At 39.6% G+C, this 20,879-nt stretch carries 18 protein-coding genes; 8 read left to right on the top strand and 10 right to left on the bottom strand.

All coding sequences use genetic code 11. The features are described from left to right. Nucleotides 1-5 precede the first annotated feature (5 nt). From GSF09_RS00405 to GSF09_RS00375, 7 genes are all read right to left on the bottom strand, one after another. Complete coding sequence (locus GSF09_RS00405) at nucleotides 6-2,480, bottom strand: TraG family conjugative transposon ATPase (protein WP_159798944.1); 2,475 nt, start codon at nucleotides 2,478-2,480, stop codon at nucleotides 6-8. A 4-nt stretch (nucleotides 2,481-2,484) separates the two neighbouring features. Next, the gene (locus GSF09_RS00400; protein ID WP_159798943.1) at nucleotides 2,485-2,805 is read right to left on the bottom strand and encodes a DUF4133 domain-containing protein; all 321 of its coding nucleotides are present in this window, start codon (nucleotides 2,803-2,805) and stop codon (nucleotides 2,485-2,487) included. A gap of 2 nt (nucleotides 2,806-2,807) precedes the next feature. Further along, entirely contained in the window at nucleotides 2,808-3,098 is a 291-nt protein-coding gene (locus tag GSF09_RS00395; protein ID WP_236564832.1) for a DUF4134 domain-containing protein, read from the bottom strand. Nucleotides 3,099-3,239: 141 nt separating this feature from the next. Next, entirely contained in the window at nucleotides 3,240-3,716 is a 477-nt protein-coding gene (locus GSF09_RS00390) for a hypothetical protein (RefSeq protein ID WP_159798941.1), read from the bottom strand. A 135-nt stretch (nucleotides 3,717-3,851) separates the two neighbouring features. Next, on the bottom strand, nucleotides 3,852-4,556 hold the full coding sequence (locus GSF09_RS00385) for a hypothetical protein (protein WP_159798940.1): 705 nt from the start codon (nucleotides 4,554-4,556) through the stop codon (nucleotides 3,852-3,854). A gap of 2 nt (nucleotides 4,557-4,558) precedes the next feature. Next, nucleotides 4,559-5,410, bottom strand: a complete 852-nt coding sequence (locus GSF09_RS00380) for a helix-turn-helix domain-containing protein (RefSeq protein ID WP_159798939.1) — start codon at nucleotides 5,408-5,410, stop codon at nucleotides 4,559-4,561. 52 nt (nucleotides 5,411-5,462) lie between these two features. Next, the gene (locus GSF09_RS00375; RefSeq protein WP_159798938.1) at nucleotides 5,463-6,164 is read right to left on the bottom strand and encodes a hypothetical protein; all 702 of its coding nucleotides are present in this window, start codon (nucleotides 6,162-6,164) and stop codon (nucleotides 5,463-5,465) included. A 514-nt stretch (nucleotides 6,165-6,678) separates the two neighbouring features. On the opposite strand from GSF09_RS00375, the gene GSF09_RS00370 reads away from it, so the two are divergent. The 8 genes from GSF09_RS00370 (at nucleotide 6,679) to GSF09_RS00335 (ending at nucleotide 16,374) form a co-directional block, all read left to right on the top strand. Continuing rightward, nucleotides 6,679-8,139 (top strand): helix-turn-helix domain-containing protein, encoded by a 1,461-nt coding sequence (locus GSF09_RS00370; RefSeq protein WP_159798937.1) that lies wholly within the window; start codon nucleotides 6,679-6,681, stop codon nucleotides 8,137-8,139. 105 nt (nucleotides 8,140-8,244) lie between these two features. After that, the gene (locus GSF09_RS00365) at nucleotides 8,245-9,150 is read left to right on the top strand and encodes a DUF4007 family protein (protein ID WP_159798936.1); all 906 of its coding nucleotides are present in this window, start codon (nucleotides 8,245-8,247) and stop codon (nucleotides 9,148-9,150) included. Further along, nucleotides 9,134-12,370, top strand: a complete 3,237-nt coding sequence (locus GSF09_RS00360; protein ID WP_159798935.1) for an AAA family ATPase — start codon at nucleotides 9,134-9,136, stop codon at nucleotides 12,368-12,370. The genes GSF09_RS00365 and GSF09_RS00360 overlap by 17 nt, the downstream gene beginning before the upstream one ends. Next, entirely contained in the window at nucleotides 12,367-13,473 is a 1,107-nt protein-coding gene (locus tag GSF09_RS00355) for a phosphoadenosine phosphosulfate reductase family protein (RefSeq protein WP_159798934.1), read from the top strand. The genes GSF09_RS00360 and GSF09_RS00355 overlap by 4 nt, the downstream gene beginning before the upstream one ends. 2 nt (nucleotides 13,474-13,475) lie before the next feature. After that, entirely contained in the window at nucleotides 13,476-13,886 is a 411-nt protein-coding gene (locus GSF09_RS00350) for a nucleoside 2-deoxyribosyltransferase domain-containing protein (RefSeq protein WP_159798933.1), read from the top strand. After that, on the top strand, nucleotides 13,864-14,478 hold the full coding sequence (locus tag GSF09_RS00345) for a hypothetical protein (protein ID WP_159798932.1): 615 nt from the start codon (nucleotides 13,864-13,866) through the stop codon (nucleotides 14,476-14,478). The genes GSF09_RS00350 and GSF09_RS00345 overlap by 23 nt, the downstream gene beginning before the upstream one ends. A 5-nt stretch (nucleotides 14,479-14,483) precedes the next feature. Continuing rightward, on the top strand, nucleotides 14,484-15,533 hold the full coding sequence (locus GSF09_RS00340; protein WP_159798931.1) for a DUF262 domain-containing protein: 1,050 nt from the start codon (nucleotides 14,484-14,486) through the stop codon (nucleotides 15,531-15,533). A 7-nt stretch (nucleotides 15,534-15,540) separates the two neighbouring features. Beyond that, nucleotides 15,541-16,374, top strand: a complete 834-nt coding sequence (locus GSF09_RS00335) for an SIR2 family protein (RefSeq protein ID WP_159798930.1) — start codon at nucleotides 15,541-15,543, stop codon at nucleotides 16,372-16,374. A 16-nt stretch (nucleotides 16,375-16,390) separates the two neighbouring features. Here GSF09_RS00335 and GSF09_RS00330 read toward each other — a convergent pair whose 3' ends face one another. The 3 genes from GSF09_RS00330 to GSF09_RS00320 form a co-directional block, all read right to left on the bottom strand. Beyond that, nucleotides 16,391-18,802 (bottom strand): hypothetical protein, encoded by a 2,412-nt coding sequence (locus GSF09_RS00330; protein WP_159798929.1) that lies wholly within the window; start codon nucleotides 18,800-18,802, stop codon nucleotides 16,391-16,393. A gap of 4 nt (nucleotides 18,803-18,806) precedes the next feature. Beyond that, entirely contained in the window at nucleotides 18,807-19,934 is a 1,128-nt protein-coding gene (locus tag GSF09_RS00325; RefSeq protein ID WP_159798928.1) for a cysteine desulfurase family protein, read from the bottom strand. Nucleotides 19,935-19,996: 62 nt separating this feature from the next. Then, nucleotides 19,997-20,869: a hypothetical protein gene (locus GSF09_RS00320; protein WP_159798927.1), complete on the bottom strand. Its 873-nt coding sequence runs from the start codon at nucleotides 20,867-20,869 to the stop codon at nucleotides 19,997-19,999. Between the last annotated feature and the right edge of the window lie 10 nt (nucleotides 20,870-20,879).

Raw genomic sequence — 20,879 nt, 5'->3', positions numbered from 1 at the left:
AACTGTTATTTTTTAGAATTGTCCTGTAGGTCCTGAGCCAGGGCCGCAATGCCTTTGCGGATGTCGCCCCCGAAGCGGGCAGCGTATTCCTGGACTTTTACTTTTTCGCTCTCTTCCGTGGTATAGGCCAGGTATTCCTCAGGCGAAACCTCTGTGCGGTACACTTTTGATAGTACGCCGCCCAGGGAGATAAATACTTCTTTATATTTTTTGTCGGGGTCGTTAGCCTTATTCACAGACAGCACAAGCGCCTTTTCCTTTTCGGTCAGCCCCAGGAGCTCCTGTATCTGGTTAAACTTGTTCTGGTACTTGCGCTGGTCGAGAAGGATCTTGCAGTCGCTGTTATTGATGATGGCCTGCTTGACCACGGGAGAAGAAATGATGTCCTCCACTTCCTGGGTTACCACAATGGCTTCCCCGAAAAACTTGCGCACGGTCTTGAACAAATATTTGATGTATTCGGCCATGCCTTCCTTGGCAATGGCTTTCCATGCTTCCTCGATAAGGATCATTTTGCGTATGCCCTTCAGTTTGCGCATCTTGCTGATGAATACTTCCATGATGATGATGGTCACCACCGGGAACAATATCGGGTGGTCCTTGATGTTGTCCAGCTCAAAAACGATCAACCGCTCCTGCAGGAGCTCAAGGTTTTCCGTCGCGTTGAGCAGGTAATCGAATTCACCGCCGCTGTAGTACGGCCTGAGCACATATAAGAAGTTGCTGACATCAAAATCCCTGTCCTTTACCTTATCAGATTCCAGCACTTTTGTAAAATCATCCCGCAGGAACTCATAGAAGGTATCAAAGCCCGGGAATAGCGCTGCATCAGTATCCAGTTTTTCGTAGTACAGCTGCAACGCATTGGAAAGCGCCACATATTCGCTGCGCCTGAAGGTCTCATTGTCCTTTTTCCACAGCGCCAGCAGCAAGGTTTTGATGCTTTCCTTTTTCTCGGTATCCAGCCTGTCACCCTCGCCGATGTAAAAGGGGTTGAAGCGGATGGGATTGCTTTCTTCATAGGTAAAGTAATAGCCACCCACCATATCGCAAAGCCCCTTGTAGCTGTGGCCGACATCGACCAGTACCACATGCGTGCCCTGCTCATAATAACTTCGTACCATATGGTTGGTAAAAAAGGACTTTCCACTGCCCGAGGGGCCGAGGATGAACTTGTTGCGGTTGGTGCAAATGCCCATTTTCATAGGCTCATCACTAATATCCACATGCACAGGCCTGCCCGTAAGGCGATCACCGAGCCGTATGCCGACTGGGCTTAAGGAGCTGCGGTAACCCGTTTCAAGGTTGAGGAAACAGGTTGCCTGCTCAGCAAAAGTGTCAAAAGTATCGTTCATGGGAAAGTCGGCAGCATTGCCCGGTATTCCCGCCCAATAGATCTGGGCGGCACCCACCGTTTCCTGCTTGGCAGAAGCATCCATCTGCGCCAGCGCTGAGGATACCATGTTCTTCAGGTCATTAAGGTCATCCTTCCTGTCCGACCAGACGAGAATGTTAAAGTGGGCCCTCACTGGCAGGCGCTGCCTGCTGATGGCTTCATTAAGGAAATCGTTGGTAGCATCCCTGGCAATAAGGTTCTCCCTGCTGTACGCCGACAGGGACTGGAGGCGCAGCCGCTTGCTCTCCATACGCTGCAGGGTTTTAGCGGCATCTTCTATGAAGATGTACTGGCTGTAAATGTGGTTGCAGGGAAGTAGCTGCCCCAGCGGTGAAGCAAATCCCACGCTGAAACTGGTCCGGTCGGTCGAATAACGGTCATAGGTGATCCGCGGCCCGCATAGTGAGGGAAGGTTGGCAGCATCAGCGAGGGTGTAGAGCTGCACATATTTTCCGTTAACCAGCAGTGCATCATCAAAGACAAGGTCCCCAAAAACGTGCTCCCCTTCTTTATCACTCAGGGTGCAGTATCGTTCCAATAGCCCTGCTTTTACTTTATCGCTATAAATGTCAGCATCCCCTAAAAGTCCTGCCTTGACAAAGCCGCTGTCCTCCAATATCCTTTGGAACTGGCCTGCCGCATCCCTGAAATCCTGCAATTCCTGCGGGCCCAATGTTTCCCTGGGTAGCAATGATGGCCTGGCAAGGCTCGAGAACAAGGATGTCGCCGCTTTCCTTCCCGAAGGCTTTTTAGTAAGGAACAGGTAGCTGCTGTGGTCCAAATAGGGGCGCTCATTAAAAAAGCGGTCGCTGCTGCGGTCCAGGAAGCTGGTAGTGCCTTTTGAGAAGTCAGGCCGGTGCCCGGCCCTGATGAACCAGTCCTGCTTATACAGCACCGTATGCTTTGGCAGCACGCGGATGGCTTTCAGCCATGCCTGGTGGAACGCTTCATATTCCGTATCCGATAGGGTAAAGATCTCCGGCAATTCCAGCCGGTAGGCCAGGGTGGCATCCCCCTGCCTCGATACGATGACTCCCTGCTGGACATCCAGTACCGGCAACATTTTTTCCAGTGTCTTTTCCATAAACTCATAATTTTCCGTTTCGCATAAACACCTTACGGCTGTAGCACTTCAGGGCTTTAGGCAGCTGTTTTTTAGCCAGGGCTTTCATCATGCCATGCTCCCCGTATTTGCGGCTGAGCCCGTATATATTCACAACCAGAAGCGTCCCCAGCACTCCTATCAGGCCTACGCAAACGAGCGAGGGCAGCCCGATGATGAACAGGGCGGCGAACAGGATCATCAGTATGATTATGCCCCCGCCGAGGTACCAGATGTACTGCGCCTTCAGCCCCTTGAACTCGATGCTTTTGTTGATGCCCTTATTGACCTTGTATACTGTCCCCATAGCTATATGCCAAAGAATGACTGGATCACAGTGGCCACAACGACGAGGAACACGCAGCTGCCAAACCAGGCGGCGGCAACTTTTCCGGTATCAGGGTCTCCGGCATTCCATTTCTGGTAAACCTTAACGGCTCCTATCAGCCCCAGTATCGCACCGACAGCATACATAAGGTCAGTCCCGGCGTCAAAATAGCTCCTCACCTGCTGGTTGGCCTCGTTGATGCCGGCGAGCCCGTCCTGGGCATTGGCTACCAAGGGCAATGCCAGCAAAAGGGCAAATGCCACTACGTGCATCGCCTTGCTTACAGTATTTTTCATGATGTCCTTTGATTTAAGTTATAGAATAGCGAAGGCTGGCCGCCGTTGCGCTCCCCCCTCCTTCTGTCACCTTCTTCTCACTGCTGCAGGATGAACAGGGGCCTGGCCTTCGCTGTATTATGTAGTCTTCCAGAATTGTTCCGCTACTTCTTCCGTTATGGAAACAAAGCCGTGCTGCTGGCTTTCAGTGGCGATAAATTCATTAATGGAGGGCCTGAAATTCGATCTGGAAAGTAACGGGTAATCATTGACAATCGCTTTCAGCTGTACGATGGTCTTGTCTTCACCTTGCTCGTTAGTGACAGCTTCTTTTAAAGCGCCCTTAACCCTATCAACCATCTCCTCAATGATTTCGTAATCACTGTAACCGGGTTCATTGAATTCTCCGGCGGGTACAAGGTTACCTTGTTCTCCCATAATGCCTGTAGCGTGATTTACTTCAGTAGTGCGGGATTGGCTGAAGGCCATGCTTCCGTTTGAAATCGATGTCCTGATCTGGGGGAAATAAAGTTTAAGCAGCAATAAAGTGTAGTAGATGAAAAGTGCGGCGGCTGTAACCTTCAGGTAGGTAGCCCAGGTAATTTCGGTAAACATAAGCTTTAATTTTTTCGTTCAACATTAATCGGCATCATTGCGGCAGTACCGCTCAACTCATTTTTACATTGACGAAGTTACCTTCTTGGTTTATGCTGTAAAAGCACAACTTAAAGTTGTGCCCCAAATTGTTCCCTAGTAGCTTTGGATTTTCCGGATGATAGCCTGCAGGGCGGAAATTGCCGCTTCACGGTCGGCCTCCTCAGGATTATAGGCCTTGCTGCGGATGGAATCAGGCGAGAGATGTTCCCTGTGCTCGGTGGACAGGAAAGGGACAATGCTTTTAAAGACGGCATTCATGGAGCGGGCTTTTAGTAGCTGCGCCTCATCAGCCCCTCTTAGTATCAGGGCGATCTGGTCGCCGGAAAGCGTGCACAGGATCTTCTGCTTATGATCCGGTTGCCTTTCTTTTTGGCCTGGCGGGATATCCGCCGGAATGGCTGCATCAGCATTTTTGATTTCTGCACCGATGTAGTAGCCAAAGCGCCTTTTTATGAAAGTTAGCAGGTCATCAAGGCAGGCAGCTATTTTTGTATCGAGCCCGTTAAGTTGTGGGGCATTAAATGTAGCGTCATTCCGGTACTCTGCCAAAAGCCCCTGCAATGATAGCAAGGCTTCATGATACTTTTTGACGAGGTGCTGCACCTGGCTGTCCTTGTTCAGGGCAAATACTTTGTCGATCAGCTCAGACCGGACCTGCAGCACTTCTTCGGGAAGCTGTTCTGCAAGGGACGCAATGTCTGCTGCGCGGAGCCTGCTGCGATAGGGCTTGTGAGGGTTAAGTGTCACGGACACCAGCGAATCAAGCCATTCCAGGGAATAGGTGCGGACGGTTTTCATGACTATCGCGTGTTTCTGTTACGGTACTCATTGGGAGTGCTGCCTGTTTGCGTGCGAAAGAAATTAATAAATGCTGACGAGGATTTGAAATTAAGTTCTTCAGCTACCAAATAAACGGGCAAAAGGCTGTTATCCAGCAGCTCTTTCGCCATACGGGTAAGAATTTCTTCAAGTAGCGCCTTGGGTGGCCTGCCCGTGACTTCCTTTACTATTTTTGTCAGGTTCCCCTGGGTCATGCAAAGCATCCCGGCATAATAATGCACATCATGATGCACTTGGGCTTCCTTTTCTGCGAGCCTTAGGAATTCCACTGTTATATATTCCTTCCTCTTTAGGGCCGCTTTGAACTCCGGGGCGGCAGAGACGGTCAGTTCTTTCAGCAAGCTTATCAACAGGTTAATGCTAAGCCTGCATATGACCTGTGAATTTGCCGATTCACTGTATGACTGATGCTTGTTGAGCAACTGTAGCAGCTGTTTTATCACCTTGAAGCTGGAGGGGCCTGCTTCCAGATAGTGCACCGCACCACTTCGGGGCTGGGTTAAAAAGTCATTGTTTCCGCTGTACATGGCGGTTGCTGCATAGCGTTCGGTTATCCTGACCATCCAGAAGGCGGCATCACAGCCGGCAGCTGGCCGTAGATAGCAATGGGAAGGCAAAAGGCAGATCCCTGAAGGTTTAATCTTTACGATGCTTTCTCCCACAGTAAGTTCTGCCTCGCCATTTGTTACTGCAATTAAATTATACCTGTAATGGTTTAAGCTATAAAGGAATGCAATGGAAAATGATGAAGCAGCCAAGCGGAGAAGGTTAACCTGTAGCCCTGCATGTCCGGAGTCGTTTTGTAGATCCATAAACACTCGTATAAAAAATAATCCCGAAAAAGGCTTTCGGGATTATGCTGTTCTAATACACGTCAGTCGCAAAGCAAGCCATAATAGCCTGTGGTTTGGAGTCCAGGGTCGCATTGGCAGTGGCTGCGATATTACCGATCATCCATTCCCAATCCCTGTCACGCCGCCTTGGCTTGCCGCCTTTATGAAGGGCGTTGCGTACTATTGATATAGTGGTGAGTACCACAGCGCGGTCAGCTTCAGATAGCTCTTCCGAATGGATGGCGAGATCTTCAATCGCGATAAGTGCAGCGCGGATTTCGGAGTATGGGGCATCAGCCTGTAGTAGCGGTTCCAGTGTATTGGTGACAGACTGGTAAATTTCAACGGCTTCAAGGCCATACCGCTGGTCAAGCAGCGCAGAAATATTACCTTCAACGTCAAGGTAAGGTTGGATTTCTTCAGCAGTTACCGGAACATAAGGCTCATTTTTCAGCAGCGTCAGAAAGGCCTGATCCTGCATCAGGAGTGCTTCTCCCCCGGAAATTACCTGTTCAAGGGTTAGGTTTTGGTGGGGTATGGCATAGTAACTGTCAAGCAGGTTCCTATAGATGGAGCCAATGTGGTCGTAGGGGTTGGCGGGATTTGACGGTGAAACAGCACCTTGTTTATTATAAGCGGCCTGCTCAATTGTTGTCATATCCGACACAGTATCTTCAGGGCTGCAGGCAGCCATCAGGGATAACAAAACGATAGATGAAGTAATTGCCTTCATAGTTGGATAGTTTAAAAAATGTTACTGAATCTTTTCTTCAGTTCCATTCGCCCGGGGAGCAGAACAAGGAAATTTTTTCACGATTCCCTCAGTTGTGAATTCAGGACAAAACTATTTTACAACCTCTTGCAAAACAAAGGAATACCTGTGGCGTTCCGGTATAGCAGCTGTGTAATTCCGGAATTACAGAGTGTAACTTTATCGGAGTGTTAAGTTTTCTTTAACGGACTTTAAATTAAATTTGGGATAGTAAGTCTCCCAAACAGTATGATAACCGCCTATTGCTTTGCTATCACTCAAAGCCATACAAAAGATTGCCATGAAAGTAAAATTTTTGGGAGCCCTCCTGTATATCGTTTTGCCGTCTGTCATGACTGCTCAGCAGAATATCCCGGAAGGATCACCGTACGATAGCCTTATTGAACGTATAGGAATGTACCAGGGCACGCCGAAGGTCTGGCAGTACCTGGATGCCTATCTGGCGAAAACGAAAAAGGAAAAGGACTGGGCGCAAATGGTTGCAGCGTATCAGGAGATCATGCATGAGTGCGATGAAAGCAAACGCCTGGTGTATGCGGACAGCATGATAATGGCCGCCAAAAAAGCTGAAGACAATGACCTGATAGGGTCTGCATACCTGTCAAAGGGAGTGGTTTACTACCAGCGCAAGCAGCACCGCCTTGCCCTTGACAATTACCTTACTGCTAACCGTTACCTTGTTGGGACACGGGATCAATATCTTATTCACAAAGTAAAATACAGTATCGCGCAGATCAAATACTACCTGGGCTACTATAACGAGGCCATAGCGTTATTCCGGCAGTGTGTGGATTATTACGGGGATACTGAACCCCTGCCCTACCTCATTTCACTCCACAGCCTGAGCTTATGCTACACTTACACTGATGCCCTCGATCTTGCTGAGGCTACAAGCGTGCTGGCGCTGGAAGAGAGCCGGCGCCTTGGGATCAGGTTGCTGCTGCCTTATATTGAATTGGCAGATGGGATCACCAATTACAAGCGGCAGCGGTTTGACCGGGCCATTACCCACCTTCGCTACTCGCTGCCGGAACTGCGCAAGGCAGACGACTTTGCCAATGAGGCTGTTGCCCACTTTTATTTGGGAAAATCCTACGCTGCAAAGGCCGATACGGCTAAAGCGGTACACTACTTTATCAAAGTGGACAGTACGTTCACTGCGAGGCAGTACATCCGGCCCGACCTGCGGGAAAGCTATGAATTCCTCATCCGGCATTATCATAGAAAAGGGAATACAACTGAACAGCTAAAGTATGTGGACCGGCTGTTACAGGCGGACAGCATCCTGAACCTGAGGTTCCGGTACCTGTTAACGAAAGTCCACAAGGAATACGATACGGCAGACCTGCAGGCAGAAAAAAAGAAGTTGCAGGACGACCTATCAAGGAGCAGGTGGTCAGGCTGGCTCTTTAAGGCTTTGCTGGTAGTGATGCTGATTGCGGTTACATTAATTGTCAGAAGATACCTGGGCTTGCGAAGGCGCTATAAGGAACGTTTTGAGACCCTCTTAAAAAAAGATATGCGTCAGCAGCCTGAGCCTGTACGTCCCACTAATGGTGAACTGGATATCAATCCTGAAATAGTGCAGCACATAATTTCAAAGCTGCAGGATTTTGAGAAAAAGAACGGCTTTTTAAAAAAGGAAATTACCGCCACAAAATTAGCGGAAAGCTTTAATACCAATTATAAATACCTGTCCAAAGTGATACGCCATCAAAAGCAAAAGAGCTTTGTCAATTATATCAACGACCTGCGGATTGATTATATCGTAGAGCGGTTAAAGGCGGAACCGCTATTGCGCAAATATACCAATGGCGCCCTGGCAGATGAGGCGGGGTTTAGCACGGCACAGCATTTCACGACGGCTTTTAAGAAGAGGACAGAGATTTCGCCTGGGTATTTTGTGGAGGAAATTAAGAAAATAAACCAATCATAACCTTCCTAAAATCAAGCAATTGGTTAATAAATTGTTAGCAACTGTATAGCAGCTTAGAAGAAAATCTACAATTTTTTCGTTAATTTACAGTCAAATTGATTTGAGATGATGATTACGAATTTAGAAAAGCAAAGGTTACATTTTTCCGGTCATGAGACTTTTGCTTGCAAACAATTTTGGCTTAAAAAAGGATATGATTTTGTTGTTGCCAATAAGTCATTTAACGATACTTCAGCTGTTGTGGATTTAGGGGTTGGTAAAAATATGGTTGCTTCTATAAGATATTGGATGAAATCTTTTGACCTTATTGATGAAGAGCACGAAAACCCGACCGATTTTGCTGATAATTTTTTTTCTAATGCTGGGTTTGATCCATATATTGAGGACATTGGTACATTATGGCTTTTACATTACCATCTAATAAAAAGAAATAAGGCGTCAATATATTCTTTAATGTTTAATGAATTTCGTAAAGAAAGAGTTGATTTTACAAAGGAACAACTTCATTCGTATCTTAAAAGGAAGTGTGACGACGATGATTCAAATATACGTTATAATGAAAATACGATAAATACAGATATAAATGTATTGCTAAGAAGTTATAACAGGCCTGAGAAAAAAAGCAAACTTGAAATTGAAGAATCCTTTGCAAATATGTTCCTGGATTTGGAACTGATAGTTCCATATCAGAAACGTAATATTGATGGAACATTAACTGACTGGTTCAAAATTGAGGCAGGTATTCGTAGGAATTTACCTTTTGAAATTGTCTTTTATCAAATCCTTGATAACTATGAAGATCAACAATCAATTAGTTTCAGGCAGCTTTTAGCAGGAGTTAATTCTCCGGGTAATGTATTTGCCTTGAGCGCACAAGGCCTTTACGAACAAATTATTAAAATAACCAACAAATTCGAAGGACTGGTTTACAACGAAACGGCAGGTAATCAAACATTACAGATTAAAAAGACTTTCGATAAATGGCAAATATTAAATGAATATTACAGATAATACATATAAGGCGTTCTCACCTTCAGTCAATATTATTAGAGATCAGAATGTTGACTTGAACTATATTGTTACCCCTAACTCACTACAGGTTTATAAACAAATAGTTAAAGACTATAAAATTGGTACTAGGGCATTTAATCTTGTTGGAGCATACGGAACTGGAAAGTCCGCTTTTTTAAAAGCGCTTTTAAGCGATTTAGAAAATTCCACTAATTATTTTCAAAACAAATTTACTACCTCAATAAATTCTTTCGATGTAATAAAATTTGTCGGAACCCATGGTTCCTTGACCAATGTATTTGCAAAACATTTTGGAATTAGTTCTTCCAATACTGAAGATATTCTCAAATGCCTAACCAAGCTATACAAGGAATCCGAGGAAAAGAACAAGGGTATAATTATAGTAATTGATGAATTTGGAAAGTTTCTTGAGTTTGCAGCAAAAAATAATCCTGATACTGAATTATATTTTATTCAACAACTTGCTGAATATGTAAATGACCCGGCTAAAAATATTTTGTTGATTAGTACGTTACATCAGGATTTCAGCCAGTATGCGTATACTTTAAATAAAACACAGCAGAATGAATGGGATAAAGTAAAAGGGCGTCTTAAGGAAATAACTTTCAATGAACCGGTCGAACAACTACTCTTCCTAGCAGCGAAAAGGACCGCTCAGCTTTCTTTTAACAAAGATTCTGAAAATGCCAATGAACTTTTTAAAGCAATTAATAAAAGTAGGCTTTTTCCTTTACGTGATTATTTTACTGAAGAAATTGCAAAAGAGCTAGTACCTTTCGACTTACTATCAGCGGCAGCACTTACACTAGCCCTACAAAATTATGGACAAAACGAGCGGTCACTATTTTCGTTCCTGGAATCTAATGATCCATATGGTATTTCATCGTTTGACTTAGAAAATAATAAATATTTTAACCTATCAAATGTTTATGATTATCTAATTCACAACTATTATACTTTTCTGACAAGTAAGTTTAATCCTCATTTTGCACAGTGGACAAACATTAGGGTAGCCATTGAGCGTATTGAGGGTTTTTATAGCGGAGAAAAAGCTAACGCAATTAATATTGTAAAAACCATAGGTTTATTAAATATATTTTCGTCTGCCTCAGGACATATAGACCCAGACTTCCTTGATAAGTACGCTCGATATACCTTTTCCTTCTCAAATACTGCTAAAGTATTGGAAGAACTGACCGTTCTTCGCGTAATTAGATATGTTGAATTCTCTAGCCGTTATAAAATATGGGAAGGTACGGATCTTGATATCGAGAAAGAACTGCTGGATGCTGCCGTTCATGTAGAAGCACCGCGCTCGCTAATACCCTACCTGTCAGAATTTTTTAATTTTCATCATTTGTCCGCTAAATCTGTATTCCATGAGAAAGGCACGCCTCGTATTTTTTCTTTTCAATTAGTTGACAGACCGGTTACACTTACTCCGGAAGGTGAGATAGACGGTTACATCCAACTTATATTCGATACGGACAGTACATTAGAAGATGTAATTAATTTATCCGAAAACTGTAACGAAGCAATTATTTTCGTACTGTACAAGAATACTTCCAAAATCCAAAATGCAATATATGAAATCCTTAAAATAAGGAAAGTTAAGGCAGACCATATTGATGATAAGATAGCAACAGAAGAGTTGACTCTCATAGAGGATCACCATATCATGATGCTTAACAAATTAGTTTTAGAAGATCTTTATTCAAATGAACATTCTGTAGATTGGATCATTCAGGGGCAACGTAGAGAGATAAATGGCATGAGAGATTTAAATAGGTGGTTATCCAGGCTTTCGGATAATATATATCATGCTGTTCCTATTTATAAAAATGAGATGGTAAATAAAACAAAAATATCATCTGCAATATCTACAGCGCGAAAAATGATGATGAGACACCTTACGGGCAACTGGAATTCGCCACAAATAGGCTATCTTCCCAACACATTCCCACCAGATAAAACAATTTATTTGAGTTTAATTTCTCAAACCGGAATACACTATGAGAATAATAACGGTAGCTTTGATTTAGGTGAACCGAATGACCCTAGCTTTGCCCCATTATGGCATTTGGGAATTGATTTCTTGAATTCAGCCAAACATAGTAAGAGAAACCTTGGCGATTTTGTACAACAAATGTCGACAAAGCCATTTAAACTAAAACAGGGATTTATTGATTTTTGGATTCCAATATTTCTCTATATTAACAGAAATGATTTTGCATTATTTAGTAATGATATCTATATTCCTGAGCTGACAGATGAGACATTAGAATTGGTTTCAAGGGACCCACAGAAATTCGAAGTGAAAGCGTTTGATGTACAAGGAATCAGACTAGCCTTATTTAATCAATATCGAAAACTCCTTCAGCAATCTGAAAAGGAAAAGCTTAGCAATCAAAGTTTCATTGAAACAATCAAGCCATTCTTGAAATTTTATGCAAAGGATATAAATTATTACTCAAAGAACACTGAACGTATTAGTTTGCAATCAATACGGTTGCGAGCTGCTATTGCCCAATCAACGGATCCAGAAAAAGCCTTCTTTGAGGATTTTCCTGCTGCTATGGGTTATAGTCTTACTCAGCTACAGAAAGATGAAAAATTACTGGGCAACTATGTTACTGACCTACAATTGAGTATTAAAGAAATAAGGTTCAGTTACACCCACCTGATCGAAAGGTTTGAGAATTTCTTGGCAGAAGACATTTTGGGCAAATCAAATGATTTTGAAACATATAAGTCGGAATTGCAAAACAGGTTTTCAGCAATAAAACGACATTTTCTCAAACCGGAACAAAAAGCGTTCATCCAAAGAATTAACTCGCCGCTTGACGACAGGATAGCATGGCTAAATTCTTTGGTGCAGGTGTGTTTAGGTAAAACGCTTGAGAACATTTCGGACGATGAGGAAATTAGACTGTATAGCTTATTTACTGAAATGATTCGTGAATTGGATAACCTTTGTGATTTAAGTAAACAGGATTTTGACGAAGCAAACGAGAACGTCTTTCAGATTGAAATTACGTCTTTTGTAGATGGATTAAAGAAAAATTTGGTACGTTTACCAAAGAATAAAAACAAAGAAGTTGAAAACAAAGAGGCTGAGCTTAAATTAGCTTTAAGTAAAGATAGCAGGGTGAATATAGCAGTTTTAACCAGCTTACTGCAGAAAGAACTGAAAAAATGAAGAAAGTAAGGCACGTGATGGGTATATCGGGCGGTAAGGATAGCGGTGCACTTGCTATTTACCTCTATGACAAATATCCGGATCTTGATATAGAATATTACTTTACAGATACAGGTAAAGAACTTCAGGAAACTTATGACCTGATAAAAGGCATTGAAGTATACACCGGAAAAACCGTAGCGCGTATTGAAGCGGCTCCCGGTAGCCATGAGGAACCTTTTGATCATTTTTTGAATCTGTTTGGTGGATACCTACCTTCATCTAATGCTCGCTGGTGTACCAAAAAATTAAAACTTGAACCTTTTGAGAAATGGATTGGTAATGATCCTGTCATATCTTATGTCGGCATTAGAGGAGACGAGAATCGTGAAGGATATATTTCAAAAAAAAATAACATCCAATCAATATTTCCTTTTAGAAAAAACATTTGGAGTGAAGATGTCATAAAAAAAGTGCTTAAGAATAGTAACATTGATCAACTTAAGAACTTGTATGCTGATACTATAGAACAACACCACTTAAGTAGAGTAAATGAAATTTTGGAAGAGCGTATATCAGCGAAATATGATATGCATTCAAAACTTCAGGATTTGTTGGAAATTAGTACTAAGTCTTTTAATAAGGTTGTATTCCAATATATAAAGACAACAGAGTATCCGCTATCGCATTGCGATGATTTTCAGTTGTTAGAAAATGAAGATAATCTCGTACGTGAAGATATTTTTAACCTGTTGCGGAATAGTGGTGTAGGCGTTCCGAAGTATTATGAAAAAGTGCCCTACGAAATTAATGGAGAAACTGGAGCTTATGCCCGCAGTAGATCAGGCTGCTATTTCTGCTTTTTTCAACAGAAAATAGAATGGATTTGGCTATATGAACAGCATCCCGATAAGTTTGCTTTAGCTATGGAGTATGAAAAGTCAGGATATACTTGGATGCAGGAAGAAAGCCTTGAAGATATTATTAAACCTGAACGTATGGCAAGAATAAAACAAGACCATATAGCAAAAACTTTAAAATCAACACAAGATAAAAAATCCCCTTACCTCTTGGATATCCTGGACGATACTGAAGAGGAAGGTTGCGCGTCTTGTTTTATATGAACATGAAAACAAAAGTATATTTAGCTGGTGGAATGAATCAATCAAACTGGCAAAAAAATGTAATTGAATCTATTAACTCTGAAAATTTTATTTTTTACAATCCAAGAGAGCACTCCCTGACAGATAGCACGGAATATACTTTCTGGGATTTATTTTACGTAAAGCAATCTGACATTCTATTTGCCTATATGCAAAGTGACAATCCTTCCGGTATTGGACTAACTTTGGAGGTCGGGTATGCTAGAGCTATGGATAAATCAATAATATTAATTGACGAAAAATCCAAAGTAGACAAAAATTTTGCCGCAAGATTTGAAATTGTTCGTGAAAGCGCTACTATTGTATTTGATAATCTAGAAGACGGTATAAATTTTTTAAAAAAAATAATGAATGGTATCACTTTGCCTAAATAATGTGATAAATAACTTCAATGAACCAAGCAAAATTCCTTTGGATTGGTTGTCATATGTTAAAGATCTTGGTCCTATAATTATAGGGTTATTAGCTTTATGGTTTTCTTATATTCAGATAATGAAAACATTGAAAGCTAAGAAAGAAGATGAGGAAAGAGCAGAAATTAGGAAAAAATTAGACGAATTATATGGGCCGCTCCTACAACTTCGAAAAAAGAGTAACTTACTATATGAAAAGTTTACAGAGAAATATAGAGTTAATGATGCAAATTTTTCAACTTTAATTTATCTTCTTAATGGGCATGTATTTTCTGGAAACGACAAAATTCTTCTAGATGAAATTATAAAAATAGGTGAATTAACAGAAAAGTTAATCCACGATAAAGCGGGATTAATTGATGATACAAACTTAAGAACTGTAACTTTACCTCTAGCAACAACCCATTTTTTAATACTGAGATTGGCCTACGATGGAGCTTTAACTGGAGACATAAGCAGATTTACTAATTTAACATTTCCTAGAAATCTCGATCAATTACTAGAACAAAGAAAATTTGAACTTGAACAACGTTTAACCAAACTTAACAGGTAGCGGCTATGCAAATTAAAAGTGAGACTTGGTCCATTAAAGAACTTATCCAGCTAAAAAATAAAATAAATCCAAAACCTCAATATCAACGAACATCAGTTTGGAATCCCCAGAAAAAAAAGCTTTTAATTGACTCGATATTAAGAGGTTACGATATTCCAAAATTTTATCTACGAGAGACGCCTGCAGATCTAAGCTATAAGTATGAAGTAACTGATGGTCAGCAACGTATTAGAGCTATTTGGGAATTTGTAGACGATAATGATAGCGTAAATTATACCTTGAATGATGCATTAATAAATGGTTTTAATACCAAAGGGGTAAAGTTTAAAAGTCTAAAATCAAATAATGATAAAACACTACTTAACCACTTTCTTAATTATAAACTTCATGTATCCATTATTGACAACACTACACCTGAAGAAATAAGATCGCTTTTTGCTAGACTACAAATGGGCGAGAGATTGAATCCTGTAGAGTTACGACATGCCTTAGCTAGTAACATTGGAACAGCTATAAATTCAATAGTTGAAAATCATCCCTTTTTTGATAATGACTGTAAAATATCTAATTCAAGATATAAACATCAAGATTATCTAGATAATGTGGTGTGTCTTTGTAACTACGATGGTAAGCGTAGCATAAAGGCAGTTGATATGCGACAATTGTATATTGACAAGGCAAACTCTACATTAGCGGAGTTACAACCTTTAATGAAAAAGACTAATGATGTTTTGGACACATTAAAAAAAATCAACAGTTACAAAAAAGGAATTTTTAAAAATAAATGGGCTTTCGTCGATATGTTTTACTTGTTATATAATAATTATGATAAAATTAAAACAATAAAAGCCTCTAAAATTGCAGATGACTTTGTAAAATTTGAGAATTTAAGGAGAAAATATAATGCTCAACCAGAACAACTAATTGAAGATAAAACTAGTCTAATTTATGATAAAGACCTTTATGATTATATAATTGCATTTAAAACTAGTGGTGCTGAAATAAACAACATCAAAATTAGACATAGAGTTTTTACTAATAAGTTTTTAAATTAAAATTATCATGGAAGTAATCCCTAAACTTCGCGAAGCCTATGTAAAAGGTGCATTCGGTATATATATTGGAGCGGGAATATCTAGGTCTTCTGGGTTACCAAACTGGAAAGATTTATTAATTGAAATGATTAACTTAGCGTATAGTAATACTTTAATTACGAACGATAAAAGGGAAGAACTTATTCAATTAACGGATGATTCCAATAATTTTCTTCTCGTAGCGGAAGATTTGAAAGATATTTTAGGATCCGATTTACCTAAGTTTTTTAAGAAGAGATTTGACGATAAGTCTTTGGTCCCATCCGATACGTTGTGTGATATCATAAAAATAAAAAATAGATTTATAATCACTACTAACTATGATACTTTAATTGAAAAAGCATACGCTAAAGTATATCACGAAAGCAAAAATCCCTTAACTTATAAGAATGCTAGTGCCGTAAATTACAATATTCTGACTAATGAACATTTTCTACTCAAGGCTCATGGTGATGCAGGTAGTGCAGCCAATGAAATTATTTTAACTGAGAAAGATTACCGAAATATTATTTTTAAGGAAAAAGGATACCAAAGTGTCTTACATGTTTTATTTTCGACCTGTAATGTTTTATTCTTTGGTGCATCCTTGAAAGACCCAGAACTAAAACTACTTTTAGGGTATATTCATAATATATTCCACGGCGGATCTCCAGATCACTTCGCATTAATGAATAAAAATGAAATAACGAATACAGAGGTTAGTAGATGGAGAAAAGATTATAACATTAATATAATCCCTTTTGATCCACGTGACAATTATATAGAAATACAAGAGTATGTTGCAGAAATAATAAAAATCTAGATTCTGCTAATTAATGCTATTCTTCCAATACATTCATCAATTGCTCCATTCCAAAATTCAATAGAAAGTCGGAGTAATAGTTATCAAAGATATCTTTTATGTATTCATCAATACTAATTGGATTGGTACCTGTTTCACTTTCTACCGAAATTGAATACTTTCTTCTTTTGGTAATCATGTATAAGAATAAAGTGTGAAAATAGACTGATGTGATATACTTTTTCTCTGCGGTTAGTATTTGCTGCTCACTTTTTAGTTTTGATCTGTGATTAAGAAAGACTTGACTATCCAGATTGACAAATATATCCTGAAGCTGGTCCCCTTCCGCGATAAGATTCATAACCGTACGGTGGTTCATTTCAATACTATTTTGTTCTAAGGCTTTCCAGTTTTCTTCTTTAACTCTATGAAGTTTCGGTAACCCGATAGAATCGTCATCTTCTGTATCATCAGGTACCTTCTCTTTAACAGCCTCTTTATCCGCTACTCGTACCAATACAATCTCTTCGAATGTTGTTCCCGGAGCAGACAGTGATGCTTTAACCTCTATTTCATCTCCAACATTTATCTCTTCCGTTGGTTCAATAGAAAGTTTAATTGTGCCCTCATGTGGGCTACTTTTCGCAATATTTAAAGTTCCGGAAATGTTAGTGCCATTTCCTGGTTCATCACCTCCATTCGAAGAATTTCTTTTTATTGATAGTATACTTATTTCTAAATCGCCGGGATTATCGCTACGATCAAAATAGTTATTCTCTACATCCGTGGCGAATCTTACAGTACGCTCACCGTTTTTAGGTAAGGTTATAATATTAATCCCATCTTTTTTACTGTAAAGTTGAAAGAAGGTAGGGAAACGTTGTGGTAAAAACGGTTTTGGTTCAGGCTTTGTTTTAGGTTCAGATGGCTTTTTGTTTGCTTCCTTTTCTTTTTCTTCTTTCTTATCCTCGAGCTTCAGGGTATGCTGAAGCAATTTAAATAGTTCACTGTTCTTAGGTAGATTCTTGGCAAAGGACTTGATCAATTCTGTAGTATCTTCATTCTCAAGGCCAATACTATCTTTACGGTGTCTGTTTATCTCATCAAGATAACTTTTTCTCAATTTTTTGCCTAAGTATTCCCGTAGTGCCAAAGCTTCATCGCCATCGCGCAGGCGATCTCTTGAGGCCATAAATAATTCTTCTCTGAAATCCGGATTCATGTTGGTACAATCCACATGGATCAGCAAATAGTCCTTAAGTAGATTAAATTTTAATGTTCTTGTGATAAACTCCGAAGTGTAGCTAGCGTGCACCTGGCCATTTATTGAAAACATAACAGACATATTATTCTTGAAGAATCTACTTCTGATAATTTCTTTGCTTTTTTTTACATCATGTTTTTCAGCCTTGGATTTAAAAACGTAACAGGTAACTTTTGCCTTCCCAAAAAGTTCGTCCACATATTCCTCTGAAAAATAGTCTTCTATGTAATCACTATTTGTTTCCTCCAGCCGCCTTTTTAAACCAAACAAGTCAAGTTCAAGGACTTTGTTATTTGGATACCTTTCTTTTTTATCAACCGTAAGCAATGGGAGAACGGGCTCAAATAAGAATTCATTCAGAGACTGATTTAAATCTTGCGCAAAACCCGAATAACCTGAAGGAAACTGATATGAATATAGTTTAATAATTGTACCTGTTAAGAACTTCCTATTATATAATTTTAAATCAAGCTCATGTATCGCGAAGCTTGGAATGGCACCATTGATTTTTAAATATTCAAAATGGCTGGAACGTCTGTTGGTTCCTGCTTCACTAATTTTCTTTTGACGTATTAGGGTGAATCCAAATTCGCCTGTATTGTCATATCGTTTTGAACCAATTAATTGGAATCTCTTTTTACCGCAAAAAACCAGTGCTCCACTTCCACCCATATTATATTTTCCCTGTACAAACTGGATATTAATCTTATTCCCTCTTACTAGGGAAAGAAAAGTTGTCTCAAACTTTTCAGGATGCTGCCCTTCGCCATTATCATAAATAATGACCGAGGTATTACGTGGCGTTCCATCTGCCACAATTTGAATATCCTCAGATTGTTTGCGCCTTGCCTGCTTCAAATCCCAATTTTTATAATTGGGGTAAAAAGTTCTTATAGCATCTTCCATTGATTGAGGTGCATCACTAGAATCGGGTTGAATTCCCTTTATAAGACATTCCTTTGTTAAAATAGCATCGATTGAATTAGTTACTTTTTCTACTAATGCGGCAATGGGACTTGACTGCTGATTTCTTACGATACCAAACATATTTTCATTCCCCCCTAGCGGAGCCCAGTTATCGTCGTTAAAAATGGTTGGAAATTTCTGAAGGAGTACTTCTACGTCCTCCTCAGTTCCGCTAAAATACAGCGCTTTAAACAGTTCCTCATTAGTAATTTCAAACATAGAATTATCCAATTAGTTCTTTTATTCTGGTTATAACTTGTAATATTTCTTCCTTTGTATTGTACTTCCCTAAACTGAACCGTATTGAAGAGAATGAAATATTATCATCTTTACCCATTGCTTTAAGGACATGTGATGGTTCAATTATATTTGAGGTGCAAGCAGAACCATTTGAAACACAAATATTATCAAGTTTTTTTATTAGTACTGATGCTTCAATATTGGGGAAATATATATTTGTTATATTATAAACTCGACGCTCAGATGAACCATTTATAAAACTACCATGTATTTGTAGAAGTTCTGATTCAAGTAAGTTGCGCAGATCGGAAATAAATTTCAGATTTTCCTCCATAGAATCTTGTGCTTTTTGCGAAGCAACTCCCATTCCAATTATACTTGGAACATTGAGTGTACCACTTCTCTTACCCTTTTCATGGTTTCCACCATGTATAAGTGGAGAAAAGACGTTTACTCCTTTTTTAGTAAAAAGTCCTCCTACCCCTTTTGGCCCATAATATTTATGGGCTGAAAACGCCATGAAGTCAACGTCTAAATAACTGACATCAATCGGTAATTTTCCAACCGACTGAGTGGCATCTGTCATCATTAGAGCTCCAGCTTTGTGAACAAGCTGTGTTATTTCCTTAATAGGCTGGACTACTCCGGTTTCATTGTTAACCATCATAACACAGACAAGTAAAGTGTCTTCATCTAAATTTTTTTCCAAAAGTGAAAGGTCGATAAGCCCATCACTATTAACCGGTAAATAAACAACTTCAACACCCTGTTCTTCGAGAAATCTGCACGTGTCGAGTACAGCAGAATGTTCAGTTTCAACAGTTATAATTTTCTCTCTATTACTTTTATTTTTAGAAACAACACCTTTTAGGATAGTATTTATCGATTCAGTAGCTCCTGAGGTAAATGTAATCTCCTCCGCATCAGCGCCAATTAAACTGGCAACCATCATTCTTGCTTTTTCTACATCCTGTCCTATTCTTTCACCAAATTGATGTGAACTACTTGCATTACCATAATTTTGCGACATTGCAAGTGACATCGCATTTATAACGTCATCATCCGGCCTGGTTGTTGAAGCATTATCAAGGTATATTATTTTTTCGTCCATACATCAAATTTAATGAAATTAGCCACTTTAAAATTCGGGAATAAATTATTTTGCTAATAGGTTTATTTCGAATTAAGTTCAGACAAGATTGAGTCTATTATGTCATATGGGATAATTTGATTAGTGAAATACCGAGGCGAGTCATTTTCATAAATAATGTTAGTAAATATAGAAACATGATTATGATCGGTCCTCAAATGACCTGTCTCTTTTGTAATATAGGAAATTGCTTCCTTCAACTCAGGTTCGAATAGTTGCATAATTTTCTGCCATAATTCGGTTAAAATCGGAAACATATCATTGGTTACTTCAAATACGGAGAATTTATCCATCTTCTTTAAATCAGATTTTACAGGACCCCATTCGGCATAATTTGCTAACAATTCTCTTGCATCGAATTCAACTTTATATTCAGGTCTGAATGAATTTTCGCCAACCTTTGTCACAGATAGCTCTATGTCATCAATTGGAAGTCCACAATGCAAAGAATAATTTCTTAGCTTATACAAAAATCTGTACGCAAAATATGAATCGTATAGATAACCAGTGATTTTTTTAAATTCTTGAATTTTATAAGATTCCTTTCCATATCTACGTTTTGTGTTTGTTTCAATGTGATCCAAAAAACTACGTATCGAACTTAGATAGTTTAAAAATTTACGGTTCATATTAAGGTGATGCACATAGTAAGCTCTTTTGTCGCCTGTAAAAGAAAGAGAGTTATGTACTAAGTCTTTCCCAGTGTTAGCTAAATCGGTTAGCTCATTGTTATTAAGAATTATCATTTCCAACAATCTCAAATTACTCTCATAAAAATGAAGTTCCGATATTGCTTTAAGTAACTTTTCGTGCTCGCTACTACTAATTTCCTTATCTAATTCTATATATGCTCCTCTATCCGTTTGGGCAATTGTTCCCAATTTAATTTCTATCATTGTTACTTTT

The organism is Flavobacterium sp. MK4S-17, assembly GCF_009848495.1.
GTDB lineage: Bacteria > Bacteroidota > Bacteroidia > Flavobacteriales > Flavobacteriaceae > Flavobacterium.
This window is presented reverse-complemented; position numbering and strand designations above follow the sequence as displayed.